Genomic DNA, 21,120 nt, shown 5'->3' on the forward strand with positions numbered 1-21,120 from the left:
GAACTTGGGGTCGTACTTCCTTCTCGTCGTCTTGCTCATGGCAATAGCCCTTCCGTGCCTTTCGGCACATCCTAGGGCTTTCGTTAGCTCGGCTTCAAACGTGTCTGAATTTGGGCAGCCATATCAAGTCTTTGATCTCCATGAATCTCCTCCGATCGTAGGTGCCTTGCGGACCACGTTGCCGCAACACCACTATTTTGTCCCAATTAAGGGTACCAGTACGAGCAGACGACCGAACAACTTATGGCAAAGGGGCGCCTTATGAATGAACTTGAGGCAATCAGCGCACGGCATTCCGTACGTCAATATCTTGAGAAGCCCATCGAGAACGACGTTCGTCAGAAGCTTCAGGCAGTGGTGGACGAGGCAAATCGCGAGGGCGGGCTCTCCATGCAGCTGCTCTTTGACGAGCCCAAGTGCTTTGACAACTTGATTGCTCATTACGGAAGCTTCAGGAATGTCAGCAATTACTTGGCGATTGTCGGAGCTGACACGCCAGACCTTGACCGCAAAGCTGGCTATTACGGCGAGAAAGTTGTGCTGGCAGCTCAAATGATGGGGCTAAACAGCTGCTGGGTTGCCATGTCGCATGGCAAGACCAAAGCGCGCATCGAGAAGGGCGAGCGCTTGGCCATTGTGATTGCGCTTGGCTATGGCGCCACGCAAGGAAGACCTCACAAGTCAAAGCCGCTGGAGAAGCTGTACAGCACCGATCTTGCAAGCCAAGACCAGATTCCGCAATGGTTCATGGACGGAATGAAGGCAGCCCAGCTTGCCCCCACCGCCATCAACCAGCAGAAGTTCCGCTTCACCTTGGCGAACGGTCAAGTGAGCGCAACTACGGGAGCAGGGCCTTGCGCAAACATCGACTTGGGGATTGCCAGCTATCACTTTGAGGTGGCAAGCGGGCACAAGGTCGGCTAAGGAAGGCGAGGGTTCTCGGCCGCTTCGAATTCGAGGCAATTCTCGCTGAGAACATCTGCTGCCCTTCTCGCCAAGCGCCCATGAAGCAGCTCTCCCAAGAAGCTTCGAAGCACTTCTCGCCACGCGCCTCCAAAGCGGCTCTTTGCGCAGTTTTGCTCGTTTCTCAGAAATATCTGCGCTATTTTGACCACTTTTGCGCAAATGTATTGCAATTTCGCGCAAAAGTGGTCAAATGGAGTCAGCAATTGAGGCGGGCATGTTGGTGCGACCACTTGGAGGTCATCATGGCAGAGAACGCAGCACCGCTCGACGCGGCACAAGCCGCAAAGGCAGCTTTCGCAGAAGTCGAAGGCAAGCCCTTCCCTACTGACATCTTTACGGCACCCCAGCTTACCTGGGCTGTCATCGGCTGCGGAGTCATCGCAAACCAGATGGCTCAGTCGCTGGCCCTTGCAGGTCGCAAAATCTACGGCGTCGCCAACCGCACGCTGCCCAAGGCCCAAGCCTTTGCCCAAACGTATGGCGTCGAGCGCGTCTACAACTCAGTCGACGAGCTGTACGCTGACCCCAAGGTAGACGCCATCTATGTGACAACCCCGCACAACACGCACATCGCGTATCTGCGCTCCGCCCTCGCAGCCGGGAAGAACGTCCTTTGCGAGAAGGCGATCACGCTGAATTCCGACGAGCTGTCTGAGGCTCGCGCCATTGCCGCCGAGCACGACGCAATCTTGATGGACGCAACCACAATCTTGCACATGCCGCTGTACAAAGAGCTTCGTCGCCGCGCCGACGCAGGCGAGTTTGGCCAGCTGAACGTTGTGCAGATGAACTTCGGCAGCTACAAAGAGTATGGCGACTACAAGAACCGCTTCTATAACCCCAAGCTTGCCGGCGGCGCAATGCTGGACATCGGCGTCTACGCTATCAGCTTGGCTCGCCTTTTCATGGCAAGCCAGCCCGACGAAGTTGTCTCTCTTGCCAACAAGGCAAAGACCGGCGTCGACCAGACAAGCGGCATCGTTATGCGCAATGCCGAGGGCCAGATTGCAACCTTCACGTTGAGCATGCACTCTAAGCAGCCAAAACGCGGCGTTCTCTCGTTTGACAAGTGCTACGTCGAGGTCGAGAACTACCCGCGCGCCGACCGCGCAAAGATTGTCTGGACCGAAGACGGCCGTGTGGAGGAAGTCTCTTGCGGCGTCGAGGCTTATGCACTTGATTACGAGATTGCCGACCTTGAACGTGCCGTGGCTGGCGACAAGGAAGCAGCCCACCTTATTGACTACGCGGCAGACGTAATGGAGCTCATGACCCGCTTGCGCTACGAATGGGGCGTCACGTATCCCGAGGAGATTGGCGCATGATAGCGCACCAACGTCACGAGCAGATCCTTGAGTCCGTTCGCAAGAATGGAACGGTCACGGTTCCCGAGCTTGCCCGGAGCCTTGGTACGTCGGAGTCAACCATCCGGCGTGACTTGGCGGAGCTTGACTCTGCGGGTCTTCTGACCAAGGTCCATGGCGGAGCCACTTCGCTTGAGGACCAGCACGTCCAACGTGATTTGACCATTGATGAGCGAGCCGGCCTTCACGATGACGCAAAAATGCGCATCGCTTTGGAGGCGGCCAAGCTCATCTGCCCGAACGACCTTGTCTACATTGACTCGGGAACCTCAACGCGAGCGCTCATCGACGTGCTGACCCAGACGAACGCCTTGTACGTAACTGATTCCGTGGCAAATGGCATGGCGCTCAAGAAGCGTGGCTTTCGCGTAATCCTTTTGGGCGGCGAGCTCAAGGGGGCAACGGGAGCGCTTGTGGGGCCGGAGGCGCTGGACACGCTAAGCCATTACTACTTTGCGATTGGCTTTTGGGGCACCAACGGCATCACATACGAGCAAGGCTTCACGACGCCGGACAGATACGAAGCGCAAGTCAAGCGTGTCTCAATGGAGCACACGACCAGACCGTACGTTCTTGCAGACCAATCAAAGTTTGGGCGATGCGCCGCAATTTCCTTTGCCAGCATGGAGGCGGCGACCATTCTGACCGACCAAGTTCCCGAGAGTTACAAGGACTTCAAGAACATCCACACAGTGTCTTAGCTCTTAGCTGGGAGCGCCGGAGAAATCCGACGCTCCCCTTTTCTCTCTGCAAAGTTTCCCCTTTGGCAAAACAACTTGCCGCGATAAGCCAAGAGTGTTCGAATAAACCAGCATGTACAAAGCAATGCGAGAAGGTCGCAAAGCGCATTTAGCGCCGCACCTTCTAGGAAGGCATGTTGATGGACGGCTCTATCGCAGTTCTTGCTGGACAGATTGTCTCGATGTTTCTCATCATGGCCGTTGGGTTCATCCTTGTTCGCTCAAAGCTCGTGGACGACCATGGCGTAAGCCAGCTGAGCAACGTCGTCATGTACGTTGCCAACCCGGCCGCCATCGTCGTCTCGTTCATCCGCCCTTTTGACTACACGGAGCTTGCGAACGGTCTTTGGAGCATTGCCATTTCGCTTCTTGTGCTTGTCGTGACTTCGGTCTTGGCACAAATCGCGTTTAGGAAGAAAAACGTCGTCTCACAAGCCGCCGTCATCTTCTCTAACAGCGGATTCATCGGCATCCCGCTGGTGCAGAGCGTCTTGGGAATTGATTACGTCTTCTATCTTTCAATGGTGCTTGTCGCTTACAACATCTACGTCTGGACCTATGGCGTCTACCTGGTGTCCGGCGACAAGAAGCAAGCGTCGCTCACGAGCGCCCTGAAGAATCCTGTTGTTATCTCGGTTTGCGTAGGACTTGTCATTTACCTTACGCAACTCGCCTTGCCCGATATGGTAGTTACCGCGATTACCGACATTGCAAACCTCAACACCGGTCTAGCGATGTTGGTTCTTGGAGCCATGCTGGCTGGTGCGGACATCCGTTCGCTCTTGCGCGACCGCAAGCTTTATAAGGCTTCGCTTCTCAGGCTTGTTGTGGCACCGCTCGTCACCATTGCGCTTCTCTGCGCTTTTGGCTTCTTGCCCGTCAACGTTCGGCTGGTGACGCTCATTGCGTATGCAGCTCCAACAGGCGTCATCGTCGCTATGTTTGCGGACAAGTTTGGCAAGGACTATCGCTACGCAGCAGGCGTTGTCTCGGTGTCGACGCTCTTGTCGCTTTTGACCATGCCGCCCATCATGGCTTTGGCCTTGGCTCTTTTCTAACGGTCAGTCTCGCAAGATGGCTGACTCTTGGTAGCCTTTGCCGAGATCCAAGGAAGAACCGTCGCAACAATAAGAATGTAAGAGACAAAAGGTGCCAACATCGCGCAAGCGCAAGCAACAATAAGCCCGCCTACCGAGAAGCCCGCCAAAGGCTCGTGGACGATTGCCGAACAAGCGGCGGCAAACGGATTGTGCTTGTGATTTACGCTGGCCACGGTTACTTGGAAAACGAAGGCGACCAAGAGCAGTACGAGGCAATAGAAAAGCGTGGGCTCAGGGGCATAGTTTTCTTGAATGACCCAGCCAGTGGCAAACGGGATCAAAGACATGAAGAAGAGCAGGACCAAGTTTGCCCAAAGGGCGGAGTTGCAAACCTCGTCCACCTTCGAGAGCATCCGGTGATGGTTGACCCAGTAGATGCCAAGGTAGAAGTAGCTGATTGCGTAGCCCAGGAGCATAGAGGCGTCTTGCATAAGCGCGCTCAGCGTATTTCCTTGAGGCGTTGCCAACTCAAGGACCATGATGGTGATGAGAATGGCGATAACTCCGTCAGAAAACGCCTCAAGCCTGCCCTTATCCATTTGGTCTCCTCTACTTTCGCCGCAGCGATTACGACCGCTAAAAGGCAGTTATCGCGGCTACCGAAAATTACGGAACATGTGTTGGGTAAGGGTACCATGATTTCCTGCATGCGTTTGACAATGGCAGCATGCCGGGTTACCACAGTGCAATATGGCTGCCCAGAAGAACGGCATTAGGACGGGAGGAACCTTGACCTTGGACAATGATGGCAATCCCCAAAAGGAAAGCCTTGGAAAAAGGGCTCATGAGGTCCTTCCTTCTCGTCGTGAGCGCGTGATTGTCGTTGGATGCGGTCACTTAGGCGCCTCCGTCGCCGCAAAGCTCTCTCTTCTAGGCCGAGACGTCTGCGTCATTGACTTGGTGACAAGAGCGTTCCGTCGCTTGGACGACAGCTTTGGAGGATTCACTGACGTCGGGGACGGCACAAGCGCCGAAGTCCTTGAGCGAAACGGCATCGAGGAAGCTGCCATGGTCTTGGCTCTTGCCACGCGCGACAACGACAACATCTGCATTGGGGCTTTTGCAGCAGAAGTCTATGGCGTGCCCGAGGTGTACGTTCGTCTGCACGACCGTCGCAAGGCAGACCTTCTTGAGCAAGACGCGGTTAGAGTACTTTGCCCTTTGCCCGCGCGAGCTTTGCGAAGAAGAGTTCTCGCGCCTCTCCGGCATCAAGCTTCCTGGAGATGATGAGCTATGAGAATCCTTGTTGCAGGAAGCAATGACGAGACGTTCTACCTGGTAGGATCGCTTCTCTCCATGGGCAACGAAGTCAGCCTCGTTTGCGATAATCGCCTTCGTGCACAAGTTTTGAGCGAGGCTTATGACATCGAGGTCATCGCTGGAGACCCCACAAGCCTCGACGCCCTCGATGATGTAAGCCTTCCTTCCCCAGACGTCTTCATCGCCCTTCTCGACCACGACTCTGACAACTTTGTGGCATGCCGCACGGCGAAAAAGGAGTACGGCATTCCGAAGACGGTCTGCACCGTTCGCGACCCTCGAAACGTGACTCTTTTCAAGCGGTTGGGAATAACCCACGCCATCAGCGCCGCTCGCTCGCTTGCGGAGGACATTGACCGCGCCACCACCTCGGAGGATGACTGTGAGACGAGCGACTAAACTTCGCCGCTCCAAAGAGAGCGGCGAGCTAGAAAGCGTAGCGACCGGTCTTGACCTCACCATTGGATACTTGGGCGTCATGGCCATGCTCATTGGCGTGATGCTTCTTGTTCCCTTGCTTTTCCTCCCCTTTTGGCCAGACGAAGTTGGCTACGCTTGGTGCTTCCTGGCTCCCGCAACGGTGATGCTAGGCGGCGGCGCCATTGCAAACATGCGCATTCACGGCCGCGAGAAGGGTCACTTGGAGCGCGGGCAGGATTCCGTGATTTTGGTACTTACCTGGACCATGGCAATGATTGCTTGCGCCGTTCCTTTCATGCTCGCTTGCAACATGAGCTTTTCTGCTGCTGTCTTCGAGTCAATCTCGGGGCTTTCGACCACCACGTTCACGATGCTGGTGCCAGAGGATGTCCCGAAGGTAGTTCTTCTTTTTAGAAGCCTCCTTCTGTTCTTTGGTGGCATCGGGTTGGTGCTAATCGTGGTAAGCGCAATTAGTGACAGCCATGGCATGCGCCTTTACGTGACGGAAGGACATACCGACCGGCTTCTTCCAAACTTGAAGCGCTCGGCAAAGCTGATTCTTTCCATATACGCAACGCTCATCGTGGTGGGCACGTTGGCTTACATGGCAGTGGGCGTAAACGACTTCGACGCCCTCATCCACGCAATCGGCGCCGTCTGCACCGGCGGCTTCTCAACGCACAGCAACTCAATCGAGTTCTTCCAAAGCATCCCCGTCGAGATCATCACTTGCGTCCTCATGATTTTGGGCGGCACCGGGTGCGCTCTTCACATGCTTCTGATCACTGGTCGCAGGCGCGACTTCTGGCGCGACATCGAGACGAGAAGTTATGCGTTTACGCTGCTAGGCGGCATCATCTTGACTACGTGCGTCCTCCTCGTTGAGGGGACATACGACAACCTCGGCGACGCCCTTCGCTGCTCCGCATTCCAGATCATTTCCGCCGTTACCACAACGGGATTCCAATCGGTCTCCACGTACAGCGAGTGGCCTTCAGCAGCAAGGCTGTTGCTGATTCTTGGCATGGTCCTTGGCGCCGAGACCGAGTCCACCGGTGGCGGCATCAAGCAATGGCGCGTTGCGGAAGTAGGAAGGATGCTTTGGTGGAACGTGAGGGCAACCATCACGCATCGCAGGCGCGTGCATTCCGACATGATCATGAGGCTAGGCAGAAGAAGGAAGCTCGAGCAAGACGAGATGACGTCCGCCACGGTCTTCTCGCTTGTATACCTTCTTACGCTCTTTGCCGGAACGCTTGCCTACACGCTTTGCGGCCACAGCATTGGGCAGTCATTCTTTGAGTTTGCCTCTGCGTTAGGAACTGTGGGACTGAGCTCTGGCATCGCCGTCCGTGGAGCAAGCTTGCCCGTCATATGGATAACCATCGCCGGCATGTTCCTTGGCCGACTTGAGATTTATCCCATCATCACAGCGTTCGCTCGCGCAAGGCTTGTCTCGCAGAATCGCGAGCGCTAAGCGTTGCCGTCCTCTTCGTCCGAAGCGTCAGAATCGTCCTGATCGCGGTCATCGTCTTTATTGGCTGCAAGCTCTGCCAGCTCGCGCGTCTTATTGAGCCAGGAACGATAGTCATCGTGATGACCAGCGCCAAAGCAAAGCGGATTCAGCAAGTCGCAATCAGTCCCGACAACGGTGCTCATGCGCTTAAGGGAAGGCTGAATTCCCGTAGAGGCGCAAGTCGCAAAAGGAATGACCGTCTTGCCAGCGAAGTCACAAGCCTCAAGGAATTGGGCGAGAAACTCCGGCATCTCGGTTTGCCAGATGGGATATCCCACAAGCACGACATCGTAGCCGGAAAGATCCGGCACAGCGGTTACTGCATGAGTGCCATTTTCGGGCTTATTGCGATCATGCGATTCTCGGCTTAGAACCGAGACGAAGTTGCCAAAGGGCTTATCGGGCTCAATCTTCAAAATGTCGCAGCCAAGGTCAGACTGAATGGTCTTAGCAAGCTGCTCGGTCCTGCCCTTGCGCGAGTAATACATGATGAGCGCGTTCATTAAACCCCTCTCGCCTGAATCAACACGCAGATACTCTACCCCATAGAAAACCATGCCAACGCAAGAACGTGACCGCGTCAAAAAGCACGGTCACGTTCTTGTCATTACGTTTTCTAATATCAGAAGGATTACTCAATCTTGAGGTTGAAGCCCTTGTTGCCCTCGTCCTTGGCAGTGCCAATCATCAAAGCGGCAACCAAAGCGCAGATCAGGGCGACGATGCCAGAGATGATCAAGCCGATGAAGCCAGCGTCAATACCAGCAGGGTTGATGAAGCTGGGGAAGCCAAGAGGACCGGAAGCGCCGAAGGAGTAAAGCTTCGCGCCTGCAGCACCGGCGATTGCGCCGCCGATACCAGCAGAGATGAAGGTAGCCCACATAAGCTTCTTGCGCGGAATCAGGATTGCGTACAGAGCGGGCTCGTTGACGCCGAAGATCGAGGAGATAAGAGCAGGAACGTTGACCTCGGCGTTCTCCTCGGCATTCTTGGTGCGGATGATGACGCCCACAACAGCGCCGATTATTGCGCAGCCGCCTGCATAGACCAGCGGGTTAATCAGGTCGTAGCCATACGTTGCAACGTCCAGGAACCAAAGCGGGATGATGCCCCAGTGCAGACCGAACATAACCAGCAGGCTCCAGAAGGTGCCGATCACGAAGCCGGCGATGGCGGGCTGGAAGCCGATGAGCGCCATGATGAGGGCAGCGACGAGGTTGGAGAGGACGGTGGTGACAGGGCCAATCACAACAAGGCCCACGATGCCGCAAACAAAGAGCGTGATGATGTTAGCGAGGAACGAGGAGACAAGCGAAGGCAGAACGCCGATGAGCCACTTGTGCAGCTTGGAAGCAAACCAAACGATAAAGATTGCCGGGATGATCGTGGAAGCATAGCTTTGCATGATCAGGGGAATGCCAAAGATGTCGCCGTAGACGCTGCACTCGAAGACCGTTCCCTCAAAGAGGGTGTAAAGCGGGTCGACGTCCATAAGGGCGACGAGCGTCGGGTACACAAGGATTCCGCCCAGCGCCATGCCCATGACAGGCTTCAGGCCAAAGCGCTTTGCTGAGGTGTAGCCAATGATGATCGGGAAGAAGTAGAAGACCGAGTCGCCAATGGCAGAGAGCACAAGGTACGTCGAGCTGTCTTTTGCCAGCCAACCTGCGACGGAGCAAAGGGCAAGCATCGACTTGATGAAGCCGCCTGCCATGAGCACGCCGAGGACGGGCTGAAGAATCTCAGAGACAACGGCAAGCAAGTGCGTAAACGGGTCGGTCTTCTTGCCGTCGTCCTTCTTGGCAAGGTCGCCCTCATCGATATCCAAAGCCGGCTGATCTTGAAAACCGCCAATTTTGATGAGGTCGGCGTAAATTGCCTCTACAGCAGAGCCAACAACTACCTGATATTGGCCACCGGACTGGATGACGTCGATGACGCCCTTCGTCTTCTTGAGAGCTTCGGTGTCCGCCTTGGACTCGTCCTTCAGATGGAAGCGAAGCCTCGTGATGCAGTGGCTCACATCGACGACGTTGTCCTTGCCACCCACCAGACTAATGATCTGCTCGCACAGAGCCTGGTACTTCATGGTTCCCTCCTTAATGGGAAGTTGTGGAAAGGCTGTCTCGTGGCCGATGGTCGCTCCCGTAGACGTCGTAGGGAGAACACCTGTCTGACCTTGGACTAAGTGCCTGTCTTACTGACAATTACAGGGTACTAGGTGGGGTTATTCCGTAGCAATTCCTAGTACGTGGTCATTAATTCCAAAGCTGACTTAATTCAGCGAGAAGAGCCGAGACGCCGGGAAGCGTCGCAGAACTTCTGGACGATGCGCTCCGGCTCGCCCTTGGGGACTTGCGTGTGGGAAGTCTCAAACGAGAGGCCGTACTCCCATGCAGGGAAGAAGTACTCGTGATAGCCGTTGGTATAGCCAAAGACAAGCCCTTGAACAGGGCATTCCTTCTTCATCTGAATGCCAAAGTCCCCGCCCAGCTCGCTGGGGAACACAAAGAGGTGCAGACCGCCCAAGCTGATGACCTCGCAATGAAGATCCAAGCTGAAGTCATCATGCGCGACAACGTGGTAGAAGGTCTGAACCTCAATGCTTCCCAGCTCAACAGGGGTGTCGAGAGGAATTTCCGCAATGGCCGAGGCAAGGCCGTCCGAGACGCGCTCCGCCTCAGCGACGCCACGGCCTTGGCGGAAGTTCTTGTCGCTGCAATCGCCCGCCGCACCGACGATCATCGCTGGATAGTACCCAAGCGTTGAGGCCAGCTTCTTTCCCGTAAGACCAGCAAGGTCGCCCGTCAGCTCTGTGCAATCAGGCCCGACGCAAGCGGAATGCACCGCCCAATTGACAAGACCGGCAAAAGGCTTGTCATTCTCGTCAAAGAACGAGAGGACAATGACTTCGTTGTCAGCAAGCTTGCCAGCAACATTACGGTTACCGTAGTAACCCTCAATTACGCGCTTGCCCATGCGAGCCGTTGCCGGCTGGGCATTTGCGCGGCATTCCTCAAAGCAATCGCAAATGGTTTGAAGAAGCCAATCGTAATAGCCTTGGTCAAACTTTCCCGTCCACCAGCTCTTATGGTAAGCAGCGATAGAGGTGTGGTCGTGCGTAGCGGAGAGAAGGACGCAATCGCGGTCAATCCCGTAACGAGTTGCCAACATGGTTTTGACCTCTTCGGCCATGCTGTCCTCAAACTCCAAGAAGTCGGCGTTGAAAATATAGATTTCGCGGTCATCCTGCTGAAAGAGGAGGCAGTTGGCGTAGACGTCGTCGTGAACGCCAGTAGCCGGCTCCAAGCGATTGGGCAAATCGCGGTAACCAATCAAATAGATGTCGCCTTGCGGCGTCAGCTTTCTGCGCGCGTGTCCAACTTTCATGAGAGACCCTTTCCGGTAGCGTCCGCAACAAGCGACTGAATTGCCGAAGCAAGAAGCTCTGCCGAGCCGCGTGCGAACCCTGAGTTTTGCGCTTCGTACGTAACCTTGTCGTATGCATCGTCTTCGGGAAGATACTTTGCCGCCCCGTTGACCATAGTCAGAACGTCCAGCAAGCCATCAATGCGCCGCAGCTCAAAGCCCATGTGGCTTGTCAGCTCAGGCTCAACGCCCACAACCGCAACATCACCTAAGGCAAGAGCGCGAACCGTCGTGGCAACCGGCTCTCCTTGCTCAAAGCTCCAAGAGCGCGTAGGCGAAAGCTTGGAGAAGTCTCGACGGACTTGCCCAGGAAGCTGCACTTCTCGCTCAAAGGAACGAATGCTTGGCACTGCTATCTCGCGTCCCGAATTTGTCCTAACCGCGATAAGCGCCTGGTCGGAAAGCCTTTTCCCTAATCTTTCGACCATCGAGAAGCCCTCTTCATGAGCGTCGCGCATGGCAAGCTTTCCGTCATCACCGCAAACTTGCAAAGCGGCCTTCTCGCAAGGCGCTTGGTCGGCAGCGCAACCAACGACAAAGAGCGCGACAGCTCCCGGAAGCGCTTCCTCTAGCTTTCTGCAAGCGCATCCTGCCAAGTCGCCGTCCACAACTCTTTGCCCGTCCGAGGTGACGGAGTGGTCAAGCACGGAAGACTGCACGTCAGCCGAGAAGGCCAGCCAAATAACGTCGCCCTTCTCGTCCGTCGCGTAAAGCTGGCGAAGGCCGTGATCCGAAAAGCCAGCGGGGTTTAGACCCAGCCACCAGCCAGAAGCAAGCTCCACGTCGCGGTTCACGTTCACGTCCGTCTGTCCGACAGTCGCAAAAAGACGCGCCGGAGCAAGCGAGCATACGGCATCTTGCGCCGCCTCGCGCACAGCATCAAGAAGAGCCTTGCGAAGGCACGCATTTCTCGCCAGCTGGTCGTCGCTCGTAAGAGAAGTCAGCGACCTGACGTGCGGGAAGCTAAACGAATGCGAGACGCAAATCCAAACGAACGCCTGGTCACAGCCTGTGACATCGGCAACTTCACGGCGCATGTCCAAGACCACGTCGGATCGAAGCGACGTGACCTCAAGCGAGACCAAGCAAGCCCGAGTTCCGTCCGCCTCAAGAAGCACTGCGCGAGCAAAAGCGCAGGTACGCTCTTTGTCGAAGCCGTCAAAAGGCAGCACCGAGCTCAAATCTATTGTCGCCTTGCCTGCGCCAGCCCTCGTTGTCACAACAATCACCCCGCTAGTCGATAGCGTACAGTCGGCGGGCGTTTTCGGACAGGAGAAGCCCACGCTCCTCGGCAGTCAGGTCAAGCTGCTCGACAAACGCAGGGCCATCCAAAAGCCACTCGCGGCGCACGGGGTAAGAGCTGCCAAAGATCACGTGGTCAGCGCCCAGAACATGGACGGCGCACTCAAGGGCGTCCTTGCCCCAAGGCTGGGCATGAGACATCTCAAAGTACAGATGGTCTGCCATGCGCTGGGCAAGCTCGCCGTTGTCGGTCTGGAAGCGCTGCACGGCGTCCTTGCGCTTGCTTGCCTTAGGAAGAAGCATTTGGGCAATCGAGAAGATGCCTCCGCCCAGCATGGAGTGCACCATCTTGAGGTTGGGATAACGCACAAAGAAGTCGCTAAAGAGCTCGCGGCAAACGGCCGTGGTCTGGTCCACGCAACGCCCGTACGAGCGACGCAAGTTGTTGTAGTCAAGAAGCGAGGCATTGTCCACCGGCACAGGAACGTGATGCACGTAGACCGTTGTGCCAAGGTCGTTCAGCTTCTCGAAGAGAGGGGCGAACATCTCGTCATCCAGATAATGGTTGCCATAATGAGCGCAAAGCTGCACGCCGCCAAAGCCAAGCTGCCCGATGCAACGATCAAGCTCGGCGTTCACGCGCTCGCCGCCCGTAGCAGGGACAACGGCCAGAGGAATCAGCCTTCCGCCGGAAGCCTTCGCGTACTCCGCCATGCCGTCGTTGAAATAGCGGCAAGTCTCAAGGCTCATCCACTCGTTGCAGCCAGGGACTTTCAGAACCGCCTTGTCGACGCCCGCCTCGTCCATGTCGGCAAGCATCTTCTCAAGCACGTAATCGCCTTGAGCGTAATTCAAGCTAGGAAAGCCCGCGGGCTTCTCAACCACAACTTGGCGAACGCCGCCCTCGTCCTTTAGATAGACCTTCGTGTCGTAAGCGCGAGGCGCCTCGGCAACAAAGCGGTCCAGAAGCTCGTCGTCCTTGAAGATGCTTTCGGGAAACCAATACATGTTTGCGTCGATAACCATTTTTCCTCCAGTCACTTTGACCAGCACTTTTCTTTCTGGTTCTCAGTCTATGGAGGCACTTATGCCGAAGCAATTCTATCGGCGTTAGCATTTATTCCGAACTAGAAACTATTCGCAACGCGTTGCCGGCGCAGGGAAAAACCAAGCGCCACTGCAGCGCCTACTCCCCCGCGCGATACAGCGGGATGTAATGCAATAGCTTTAGCGCGGCGTCCGAAAGCTGGGCGTTCCGCAAGTGATAAAGCTTGATTTGCGTCGTTACGGTTGGCTCGACCGGCACAAGGCGAACGCCTTCGTCTGCCAAAAACATGGCAGGCTTGCGCATCAGAAGCGACACGCCCATGCCGCGAGAAACCAAGTCAAGAATGTTTTCTGCGCGCTTACCGCGATAACGCACATTTGGCGTAAAGCCCTCAATGGCACAAGCGTCCATGATCAAGGCATGCATGACAGAGCCCTCGGGCAGAAGAAGGAAGTCTTCATTTGCAAGCTCGCCCAAACGGAGCTGCTCGCGATCAGCCAAAGGATGGTCTTCTGGAAGAATGGCAACAAGCCGGTCGTCAGCAAAGGGAAGGGCGGAGAATTCCTCATCCCCCGTGTCGTTTTTGGTGTCTCCGTCCCATTCGCGAATGAAGGCAAGCTCAATCTCGCCTTTGCGAAGCCTGTCGCGAAGCTCGTCGGCATCGCCTTCGTAAAGCTTCAGCCGAACGTCTTCGTTGTCCTGCTCAAATTTGGCAAGAATCGCGGTAATGCCATACGGCACCATCACGGGAATCGACCCGATCTTGAGCGAATAGATTCTTTCGGAAGCATGCTTAGAGAACGCGTCGTTTATCTCGTATTGGATTCGCGCGGCGCGCTCGGCATATGGCAGGAACGCTCGGCCGTCAGCCGTCAGCTCAACGCGCCTGGTAGAGCGGTTGAAAAGGGTGACGCCAAGCTCCTTCTCAAGAGACTTGATGTGCTTGGAGAGCGACGATTGAGATATGAAGAGCTGCTCGCTTGCCTCAAGATAGTTCCTTGTTTGGGCAAGGATGACAAACTCGTGGCAGCGCTCCATATCCATACCGAAACCTCCCTAGCTTTGGCTCTGGCAGGGAAAGCTTACTTCTCGCAAGTCTCTTCTTTCACAAACTTGCCGGTAGAACGGACAAGTTTCTCAAGGTTGTCGTTCACGACGTCGATGCTGACAGAGCCTTCGTGGCTATTCAGCCAAGACTCATACGTATGCAAAATGCCGCCAACGACGTAATCGGCAACAAAGAGAATGAAGGGAACGTCGTCAGGATGCTCTTGCTCCAGCTTCTCGACGGTTTGCTCGCGAAGGCGGTCTTCCATCATGTTGAAGAAGCTCAGCAGCTTGCCGGTAAGGACAAAGCGCTGGATAACGTCGCGATTCTCGGTAAGGAACTCGCCAATGCGGTCAAGGATGGGACGAGGGTTCTCAAGGAAGGACTCGTTGACCACTTCGGAGAGAATCACGGTAAGCCTATGGAGCATCTCGTCTGTCAAAGAGCGCTCAAGGTCGTGAATATCGTCAAAGTGGGCATAAAAAGTGCCTCTGTTGAGGTCTGCCTTTCGAGCAATGTCGGAGACCGTGATCTTGTCAGGGTCCTTCTCCGACAGCAGCTCGACGTAGGCCTCCTCAAGCATGCGAACCGATCGAAGCGCGTTTTTGTTCTTAATGTCCTTCACCGCTAGCCCCTCCCCGCTGAAAAAAGTTCGTCGTTAGATACTGTACAAAACTCAACAGATTTTCAAGTCCTTAGAATACATTTTTCTTCAGCCATCTAATCGGATAGAAAAATACCCATTTATCCCAATAAAACACAGGTAGATGCTGTGCAAATTGTCGTGGTTATCGCAGTTAGCGTAAAAAATACCCAAAAACCGTCTGTTCAACATTCAACAGATTTACAAATCGACAGGGCACCAAGACACCCAATGTTCGACTTTGGACATTTTGTTTCATCTATCAAAGTTCGAACATATGTCGAGAAATAAGTTCTTTTTCAAACGCATACATACTCCCTCGTACTACTTTTCGTCTTCGCTTCAAATTTTTTTGAATTCGGGTAAAAATCAACAGGTGTCTATTGCCCATCAACTGTGCTTGTCCGGCATAAGCCAAGAGATCAAACCAGGAGGCGTAAGAAAAGATGGAGAAGTTCTTTCGAGGGGTGCTTCGTCACAGAAAGCTGGTGATTACGGTATTCGTCGTGCTCACCGTCATTTGCGCGGCTTGCATTCCACAAGTTGCCATTGACGCAAACATGAGCGATTACCTGCCCGAAAGCGCTAAATCAAGCCAAGACCTCGACGCAATGAAAGAGATCTATGGCAACGACATTGCTAACGCCCGCGTTTACGTCACCGGCATCTCGCAAGCAGACGCGCAAAGCTTTGCAGAGACGCTGAACAACGAGGACAGCGTCATCTCTGTCACGTGGCTTGGCGACGAAGTAGACCTTTCCGAGCCTCTTGAGGTGCAAGACCAAGACACCATCGACGAATGGTACAACGCCGACGCCGATGGCTACCTCTACTCCGTCGTCCTTCCCGACGACACCGACCAAGCGGAGATTGACCACATCCGCTCCGAGGCGCAAGCAATCGAAGGCGCCGAGACGGTTGCAATTGACGGCTCCGCCGCCTCCACCGCATATAACATGTCCACGATTAGCTCTGACATGACGCGCATCATGGCCATCGCCGTCGTGGTCGTGTTCCTCGTGGTTCTTCTCAACACCACAAGCTACCTGCACCCTGTCGTGATGCTTCTTACCATTGGCGTCGCCATCGTGCTCAACATGGGCACCAACATCTTCCGCGGAACCATTTCGAACATCACGCAGCTCGTGTCTAGCGTGCTTCAGCTAGCCGTTTCCATGGACTACTCCATCGTTTTGCTGACCAACTTCGGACGCGCCCGCGAGCATCAAGACGACCAGTTTGAGGCCATGGTCGAGGCCATGACAAAGTCCTTCTCGGTCATCCTTTCCTCCGCCGCCGTCACGTTCTTCGGCTTCCTCTCGCTTTCCGCCATGCAGTTCCAGATTGGCGCTGACATGGGCATCGCCCTGGCAAAGGGCATCGTTTGCTCGTTCTTCTCGATCACGCTTCTTATGCCTTGCATCCTTTACGGCATGAGGAATGCCGTGGAGAAGACCACGCATGCGCCGTTCTTCAAGTCGTTCAAGGGCATGGCACGCTTCTGCACCAAGGGCGCTGGCATCGCATTTGCAATTGCCGCGGTTCTCGCAGTTCCTTGCCTCATGGCTTCCAGCAACGTGAGCTTCACGTACAGCCAGTCCGCAAGCCTTGCCTCCGATGCGCCGGTCAAGACCGATGGTCAAATTATTGATGACGCATTCGGCGAGTCCCAGGTCTGGGCAATCATGGTTCCCGAAGGCCAATGGGCAAACGAGAAGGCCCTTGTCGACGAGCTGGACGAGCTTCCCACCACCAAGAGCGTCCTTTCTTACGACACCATCGCAACGTCCGCCCTCCCCTACAAGCTGGGCGACGAGAGCGACGTCAGCCAGCTTCTGAACAACGGCTGGAGCCGAATCGTCTTGACCTCCAACATCAACGACGAGTCCGAAGAGTCTTACCAGCTGGTCGACACCGTGCGTGGCCTTTGCTCGAAGTACTACGGCGACGATTACAAGCTGGTCGGCAACACCGTCAGCTACTACGACATCCGCTCCGTCACCACTTCTGACAACACCACCGTCAAGCTGGCTTCGATCCTGGCAATTGGCATCGTTCTTCTCATCATGTTCAAGTCCATCTCGATCCCAATTATCCTGATCATGGCCATCGAAGTTTCCATCTGGATCAACGAGGCCGTCCCCTATTTCACGGGAGAGACGATCAACTTCGTCGCGTTCTTGGTAATAGACGCCGTGCAGCTCGGCGCCGCCGTCGACTACGCCATCATCTACACCGAGGAGTACCTGAAGCTGCGTCGCAAGATGCCCAAGAAGAAGGCGTCCGTGCTTGCCATCGAGCACACCGCGCAGCCCATCATGACCTCGAGCTCCATCCTGATCCTGGCCTGCCTTGGCATCTACTTCAGCGTGTCCAGCCCCATGATCCAGCAGGTCGGCATGCTGATTGCCCGCGGCGCGCTCATCTCGGTCATCGAGATCTTCTTCGTGCTGCCGCTTCTGTTCCGCATCCTCGACGGGTTCGTACGTCACACCAGCTACAAGATCGGCTTCTACCAGGGGTCTGACAACGACGAGGGAGCCGCAAAGAGCCTCGCTGACACCCCCGCCACCAACGGCGCGAACGCGCAATAGCAGCCCGATAAACGAAACCACTTCCATCAAGGAGGATTTGACCATGAGCAGGAAAAGCACCAAGACCACCAACGGCGCCGTGAAGGCCCGCCCGTCTCTGGGGCGAAAGATCTTCGTCGGAGCAATGGGCACCCTTGTCGGCTTCTCGATGAGCGTCCCGTTCGGAGCAACGCAGGCGCTTGCCGAGGAGGTCAACGGCCAGAGCACCGAGCCTGCGGCCAACGAGCAGGAGGGCAAGTCGCAGACCGCAAAGAACGAGGTCGTCTATACCAAGACGAACTCTGATGGCTCCGCCAAGGGCATCTACGTCGTCAACAAGTTCCAGACCGAGGACGCAACCGACATCGAGGACCCCGGCGACTACGAGAGCGTCACCAACCTGTCCACCACGCAGACGCTCTCCGACGATGACGGCACCGTCGATTTGACCACCGTCGCCAACACGCCGTTCTACTATCAGGGCGACCTGGACGCTTCAGAGACAACGCTACCCTGGGACATCGAGGTCACCTACACGCTCGACGGCCAGGAGGTCTCCGCCGACGAGCTCTCCGGAAAGTCCGGAGAGCTGGACATCGAGCTCAAGATCACCGGCCTCGACGATGACTCTGCCACCTCGGACTTCGCCAAGAGCTTCCTGCTGCAGGCGCAGGGCACCTTCGACAACGACACCTTCGAGCTCGAGGACGCAGGCGACGGCACCGTGGCGGCCGTTGGCAGCCAGACGGTGGTCACCTACCTGCAGCTCCCCAACAACGACGGCGACTACCACATCAAGGGCCACGTGACCAACTTCAGCTATTCCGGCTGGCAGATCAGCGCGATGCCCATCTCGATGGCCATCAACCTCGACGACTACGACACCTCCGAGCTGACCGACTCCATCAAGGAGCTCGAGGACGGCTCCGTCCAGCTCGCCGACGGCGCGACTTCGCTTCGCGAGGGGCTGGCAGAGCTCGACGAGGGCACCTTTAGCGCGCTCGAAGGCTCCGAGGAGCTCTCTTCTGGCGCTTCCGAGCTCGCCTCTGGCACGAGCCAGGTAAGCTCCGGCGCGGCGAGCGCGGCAAGCGGCGCCGGCACCCTTGCCGAGGGCGCGTCCGAGCTTTCCGACGGCGTCTCCGCGCTCCAGAGCCAAGGCACGAGCCAGGTTGCGAGCGGCGCCTCCCAGCTGCAGAGCGAAGGCACGAGCGAGGTAGCGAGCGGAGCGGCCGCGCTCCAGAGCCAGGGCACCAGCCAGGTCGCGAGCGGCGCGCAGCAGCTGCTTGACTCTCTGAATGGAGAGCACGACCAGATTGTGGCTTTGAGCAACGGAGCTGCTCGGGTCTCAGAGGGCGTCGACCAGACCGTCAGCACGCTGAACGGCCTTACCGACACCATCACGAGCACGCAGGAGAGCCTCGAGACGATGCAGTCGAGCCTTGACACCATCAGCCAAGAGATCGACGCGCTGAGCTCCGACACCACCCTCAGCACGCTCGGCCAGCAGACCGTCGCCGACATCCAGGCGGCCCAGTCCGACCTCAACAACATCTCCTCTGTCGTGAGCGGGCTTTCCGGCTCCCTCACCTCGGCCGGCACCTCCGCGGGAACCGCAAAGGCCTATGCCGACGGCGCCGAGAGCGCAGCGGAGAGCGCCTCAAGCGCAGCGAGCAGCGCAAAGAGCGAGTCTGACAGCGCGACGGCAGAGGTCAACGACCTAGTTGACGAGGGCGTGCTGACGCAGGACCAGGCAGATGCAATCCTGCAGCACACCACCGCGGCAAGCCAGGATGCATCGACCGCATCGGGCGCGGCAAGCAAGGCCTCGAGCGCGGCAAGCAACGCGTCGAGCAACGCCCAGGATGCCGTCGACACGCTGACCACCGTTGGCCAGCAGCTCCAGAGCATCGACACCGCGCAGCTTACGAGCGAGATCGAGCAAATCAACACCGACCTTTCGCAGCTCAGCTCCGGCGCGCAGACCATGCTGGGCGAGGCCAGCGAGGTCACAAGCCAGTCCCAGCAGCTCGTGAGCAGCGCCCAGCAGACCATGAGCTCCGTGAGCGACCAGATGTCTAGCCTCTCGACCCAGATCTCCGATCTTCAGCAGCTGCAGACCGGAGCCAAGGCCGTAGCGCAGGGCAGCGCGGCGCTCACGCAGCAGCTGACCGAGGCGACCGCCTCCGACGGCTCAACCACCATCTATGGCGGCGTCTCGAGCCTAGCCTCCGGCGCGCAGACCGTCGATGACAGCGCAAAGCTGCTCGCAGCCGGCGCCGCCCAGGTCAACGCCAGCGCCCAGACGCTCTCTTCCGGCGCTTCCGAGGTCGACGCCAACGCGCAGACCGCTGCTTCCGGAGCGCAGTCCGTCGCCGAAGGCGCAGCAGAGCTCAAGAGCGGTCTTGACACGCTGAGCAGCGGCTCGACGGCGCTAGACACGGGTGCCCAGGAGCTCGAGAGCGGCGCAGGCACCCTCACGAGCGGCATGGAGGAGCTTGCCTCTGGCACCGACTCCGCCTACGAGGGCTCCGAGGAGCTTGAGGACGCGCTCGTCACGCTGCGCGACTCCGTCGATGGCATGGACCAGACCGTCCTCGACGAGGCGCAGGACAAGATTGACGAGATTCTCGGCAAGGACTACCAGCTGCACTCGTTCGTCGACCCCGACAACACCAACGTCAACGAGGTGGAGTTCGTCTACGTCGTCGAGGGAGTAAGCGAGGAGGATGACTCCGACTCCAGCACCGCCGAGACGACCGAGGACACGGCTTCCACCGAGAGCCAGTCGTTCACCGACCGTCTGGCCGCGCTCTTCTCGGATGACTCGGACAAGAGCGAGTAAGGCGTCTACTTCGACCCAACAACAACGCAACGCTCGTAAGGGGCGATACCTGCGCATGCGGGCATCGCCCCTTTCCTTTCTTGTCACGTCGTGCAGAAGAGCCAGACCACCTGCCACTCGTCGAGCCAGCCCCTCCGTTCGCAGCTAATTGCCGCTCCCCTTTCCTAAACCTGAAAGTCGCGTAGTTCTTTAGAAGCGGGGCACGTCTCGAGAGAGGGAGTAGCACATGGAGTCTGACGGCAAAGCCAGGGGCAGCGACTTTCTATATTTGGCACTCTACGCGTTTGCGGGATTTGCCTTCGAACTTGTCCTGGCATTCCTGATTGAGCCCGCTCTGGGCCTCTCAATCGATTCGCTCACCACCGGGCAGAGCATCATTCACTGGCTGGTCACGTGCCTCGTCTGGCTGGTCGTGAGCATCGTGCTTGTACGCGTGGCAAAAAACAAGTACGGCTTTGACATATGGGAAGCGCGCGAGCCGATGAAGGGCTGGCAATACGCGGCTGCCGCCCTCGGCATTGTGGTCATGACCTGCGCCCAGTACCTCGACTGGGGCGGCTTCAAGCCCCTTCTGGAGCTCGAGGAGCAAGGGCCGCTCAAGTTTGTCTTTCAGTACGTCTACTACTTCTTCGAGACGGTCCTGTTCTCGCTCATCATCATCTTTGGCCAGCGTGCCTGCGAAATCTGGTTCAAGCGGAAAAATGTCCCCTACGGCGGCATCGTGCTCGCGCTCACCTGGGGACTTGGACATATTCTCTCGAAGGGAAGCGTCGCCGTCGGCCTTTTGAGCGCTGTCGGCGGCTTTCTCATGGGCGCCTCATACCTCATCGTAGGCAGAGACTATCGCAAGGCGCTTCCGCTGCTGTACGTAATGTTCGTGATTTAAGATCGTCGACCATAACGGAGCGAAAAAGCAAGAAGCTCGAATT

At 56.8% G+C, this 21,120-nt stretch carries 18 protein-coding genes; 10 read left to right on the top strand and 8 right to left on the bottom strand.

The annotated features are described in order from the left end of the window. Nucleotides 1-261: 261 nt before the first annotated feature. From ACOYJL_RS04150 to ACOYJL_RS04165, 4 genes are all read left to right on the top strand, one after another. A complete protein-coding gene (locus tag ACOYJL_RS04150) occupies nucleotides 262-924 on the top strand; it encodes a nitroreductase family protein (RefSeq protein ID WP_433568956.1) in 663 nt (220 codons plus the stop codon). Nucleotides 925-1,208: 284 nt separating this feature from the next. Then, entirely contained in the window at nucleotides 1,209-2,291 is a 1,083-nt protein-coding gene (locus tag ACOYJL_RS04155) for a Gfo/Idh/MocA family protein (RefSeq protein WP_433568957.1), read from the top strand. Continuing rightward, nucleotides 2,288-3,031, top strand: coding sequence for a DeoR/GlpR family DNA-binding transcription regulator (locus ACOYJL_RS04160; RefSeq protein ID WP_433568958.1), 744 nt, complete (start codon nucleotides 2,288-2,290; stop codon nucleotides 3,029-3,031). Before ACOYJL_RS04155 ends, ACOYJL_RS04160 begins: the two co-directional genes overlap by 4 nt. Nucleotides 3,032-3,210: 179 nt before the next feature. Continuing rightward, nucleotides 3,211-4,128 carry an AEC family transporter gene (locus ACOYJL_RS04165; protein ID WP_433568959.1) on the top strand — a complete coding sequence of 306 codons (918 nt, stop codon included), beginning with the start codon at nucleotides 3,211-3,213 and terminating at the stop codon, nucleotides 4,126-4,128. On the opposite strand, the gene ACOYJL_RS04170 is transcribed toward ACOYJL_RS04165, so the two are convergent. Continuing rightward, on the bottom strand, nucleotides 4,125-4,709 hold the full coding sequence (locus ACOYJL_RS04170; RefSeq protein ID WP_433568960.1) for a TMEM175 family protein: 585 nt from the start codon (nucleotides 4,707-4,709) through the stop codon (nucleotides 4,125-4,127). The genes ACOYJL_RS04165 and ACOYJL_RS04170 overlap by 4 nt on opposite strands. Before the next feature lie 196 nt (nucleotides 4,710-4,905). Here ACOYJL_RS04170 and ACOYJL_RS04175 point away from each other — a divergent pair, with 196 nt between their 5' ends. From ACOYJL_RS04175 to ACOYJL_RS04185, 3 genes are read left to right on the top strand one after another with little or no spacing between them, the layout of a single operon-like run. Further along, nucleotides 4,906-5,397, top strand: coding sequence for a potassium channel family protein (locus ACOYJL_RS04175; protein ID WP_433568961.1), 492 nt, complete (start codon nucleotides 4,906-4,908; stop codon nucleotides 5,395-5,397). Between the two features lie 6 nt (nucleotides 5,398-5,403). Further along, entirely contained in the window at nucleotides 5,404-5,829 is a 426-nt protein-coding gene (locus ACOYJL_RS04180) for a potassium channel family protein (RefSeq protein ID WP_433568962.1), read from the top strand. Further along, on the top strand, nucleotides 5,813-7,327 hold the full coding sequence (locus tag ACOYJL_RS04185) for a TrkH family potassium uptake protein (protein WP_433568963.1): 1,515 nt from the start codon (nucleotides 5,813-5,815) through the stop codon (nucleotides 7,325-7,327). Before ACOYJL_RS04180 ends, ACOYJL_RS04185 begins: the two co-directional genes overlap by 17 nt. On the opposite strand, the gene ACOYJL_RS04190 is transcribed toward ACOYJL_RS04185, so the two are convergent. The 7 genes from ACOYJL_RS04190 to ACOYJL_RS04220 form a co-directional block, all read right to left on the bottom strand. Beyond that, nucleotides 7,324-7,869 carry a flavodoxin gene (locus ACOYJL_RS04190; protein WP_433568964.1) on the bottom strand — a complete coding sequence of 182 codons (546 nt, stop codon included), beginning with the start codon at nucleotides 7,867-7,869 and terminating at the stop codon, nucleotides 7,324-7,326. The genes ACOYJL_RS04185 and ACOYJL_RS04190 overlap by 4 nt on opposite strands. A gap of 128 nt (nucleotides 7,870-7,997) precedes the next feature. Further along, a complete protein-coding gene (locus tag ACOYJL_RS04195) occupies nucleotides 7,998-9,455 on the bottom strand; it encodes a PTS transporter subunit EIIC (RefSeq protein WP_433568965.1) in 1,458 nt (485 codons plus the stop codon). A 191-nt stretch (nucleotides 9,456-9,646) separates the two neighbouring features. Next, entirely contained in the window at nucleotides 9,647-10,756 is a 1,110-nt protein-coding gene (locus ACOYJL_RS04200) for a neutral/alkaline non-lysosomal ceramidase N-terminal domain-containing protein (RefSeq protein ID WP_433568966.1), read from the bottom strand. After that, nucleotides 10,753-12,015, bottom strand: a complete 1,263-nt coding sequence (locus ACOYJL_RS04205; protein ID WP_433568967.1) for a hypothetical protein — start codon at nucleotides 12,013-12,015, stop codon at nucleotides 10,753-10,755. Before ACOYJL_RS04205 ends, ACOYJL_RS04200 begins: the two co-directional genes overlap by 4 nt. A 13-nt stretch (nucleotides 12,016-12,028) precedes the next feature. Beyond that, entirely contained in the window at nucleotides 12,029-13,063 is a 1,035-nt protein-coding gene (locus ACOYJL_RS04210; RefSeq protein ID WP_433568968.1) for an amidohydrolase family protein, read from the bottom strand. Nucleotides 13,064-13,223: 160 nt separating this feature from the next. Next, entirely contained in the window at nucleotides 13,224-14,129 is a 906-nt protein-coding gene (locus tag ACOYJL_RS04215; protein ID WP_433568969.1) for a LysR family transcriptional regulator, read from the bottom strand. Between the two features lie 38 nt (nucleotides 14,130-14,167). After that, nucleotides 14,168-14,758 (bottom strand): TetR/AcrR family transcriptional regulator, encoded by a 591-nt coding sequence (locus ACOYJL_RS04220; protein ID WP_433568970.1) that lies wholly within the window; start codon nucleotides 14,756-14,758, stop codon nucleotides 14,168-14,170. Between the two features lie 464 nt (nucleotides 14,759-15,222). Here ACOYJL_RS04220 and ACOYJL_RS04225 point away from each other — a divergent pair, with 464 nt between their 5' ends. The 3 genes from ACOYJL_RS04225 to ACOYJL_RS04235 all read left to right on the top strand — a co-directional run bounded on the left by ACOYJL_RS04225 (nucleotide 15,223) and on the right by ACOYJL_RS04235 (nucleotide 21,077). Beyond that, nucleotides 15,223-17,370, top strand: a complete 2,148-nt coding sequence (locus tag ACOYJL_RS04225) for an efflux RND transporter permease subunit (RefSeq protein WP_433568971.1) — start codon at nucleotides 15,223-15,225, stop codon at nucleotides 17,368-17,370. 43 nt (nucleotides 17,371-17,413) lie between these two features. Beyond that, nucleotides 17,414-20,191 carry a hypothetical protein gene (locus ACOYJL_RS04230; RefSeq protein ID WP_433568972.1) on the top strand — a complete coding sequence of 926 codons (2,778 nt, stop codon included), beginning with the start codon at nucleotides 17,414-17,416 and terminating at the stop codon, nucleotides 20,189-20,191. Between the two features lie 226 nt (nucleotides 20,192-20,417). Beyond that, on the top strand, nucleotides 20,418-21,077 hold the full coding sequence (locus ACOYJL_RS04235; RefSeq protein WP_433568973.1) for a hypothetical protein: 660 nt from the start codon (nucleotides 20,418-20,420) through the stop codon (nucleotides 21,075-21,077). Nucleotides 21,078-21,120: the final 43 nt, after the last annotated feature.

Origin of the sequence: Tractidigestivibacter sp., assembly GCF_050946515.1 — a bacterium.
In the GTDB taxonomy this organism is placed as follows: domain Bacteria; phylum Actinomycetota; class Coriobacteriia; order Coriobacteriales; family Atopobiaceae; genus Tractidigestivibacter.

Coding starts and splice junctions, on each gene's coding strand:
- ACOYJL_RS04150 (WP_433568956.1), top strand. CDS start 262: ATGAATGAACTTGAGGCAATCAGCGCACGGCATTCCGTACGTCAATAT.
- ACOYJL_RS04155 (WP_433568957.1), top strand. CDS start 1,209: ATGGCAGAGAACGCAGCACCGCTCGACGCGGCACAAGCCGCAAAGGCA.
- ACOYJL_RS04160 (WP_433568958.1), top strand. CDS start 2,288: ATGATAGCGCACCAACGTCACGAGCAGATCCTTGAGTCCGTTCGCAAG.
- ACOYJL_RS04165 (WP_433568959.1), top strand. CDS start 3,211: ATGGACGGCTCTATCGCAGTTCTTGCTGGACAGATTGTCTCGATGTTT.
- ACOYJL_RS04170 (WP_433568960.1), bottom strand. CDS start 4,709: ATGGATAAGGGCAGGCTTGAGGCGTTTTCTGACGGAGTTATCGCCATT.
- ACOYJL_RS04180 (WP_433568962.1), top strand. CDS start 5,404: ATGAGAATCCTTGTTGCAGGAAGCAATGACGAGACGTTCTACCTGGTA.
- ACOYJL_RS04190 (WP_433568964.1), bottom strand. CDS start 7,869: ATGAACGCGCTCATCATGTATTACTCGCGCAAGGGCAGGACCGAGCAG.
- ACOYJL_RS04195 (WP_433568965.1), bottom strand. CDS start 9,455: ATGAAGTACCAGGCTCTGTGCGAGCAGATCATTAGTCTGGTGGGTGGC.
- ACOYJL_RS04200 (WP_433568966.1), bottom strand. CDS start 10,756: ATGAAAGTTGGACACGCGCGCAGAAAGCTGACGCCGCAAGGCGACATC.
- ACOYJL_RS04210 (WP_433568968.1), bottom strand. CDS start 13,063: ATGGTTATCGACGCAAACATGTATTGGTTTCCCGAAAGCATCTTCAAG.
- ACOYJL_RS04215 (WP_433568969.1), bottom strand. CDS start 14,129: ATGGATATGGAGCGCTGCCACGAGTTTGTCATCCTTGCCCAAACAAGG.
- ACOYJL_RS04225 (WP_433568971.1), top strand. CDS start 15,223: ATGGAGAAGTTCTTTCGAGGGGTGCTTCGTCACAGAAAGCTGGTGATT.
- ACOYJL_RS04230 (WP_433568972.1), top strand. CDS start 17,414: ATGAGCAGGAAAAGCACCAAGACCACCAACGGCGCCGTGAAGGCCCGC.
- ACOYJL_RS04235 (WP_433568973.1), top strand. CDS start 20,418: ATGGAGTCTGACGGCAAAGCCAGGGGCAGCGACTTTCTATATTTGGCA.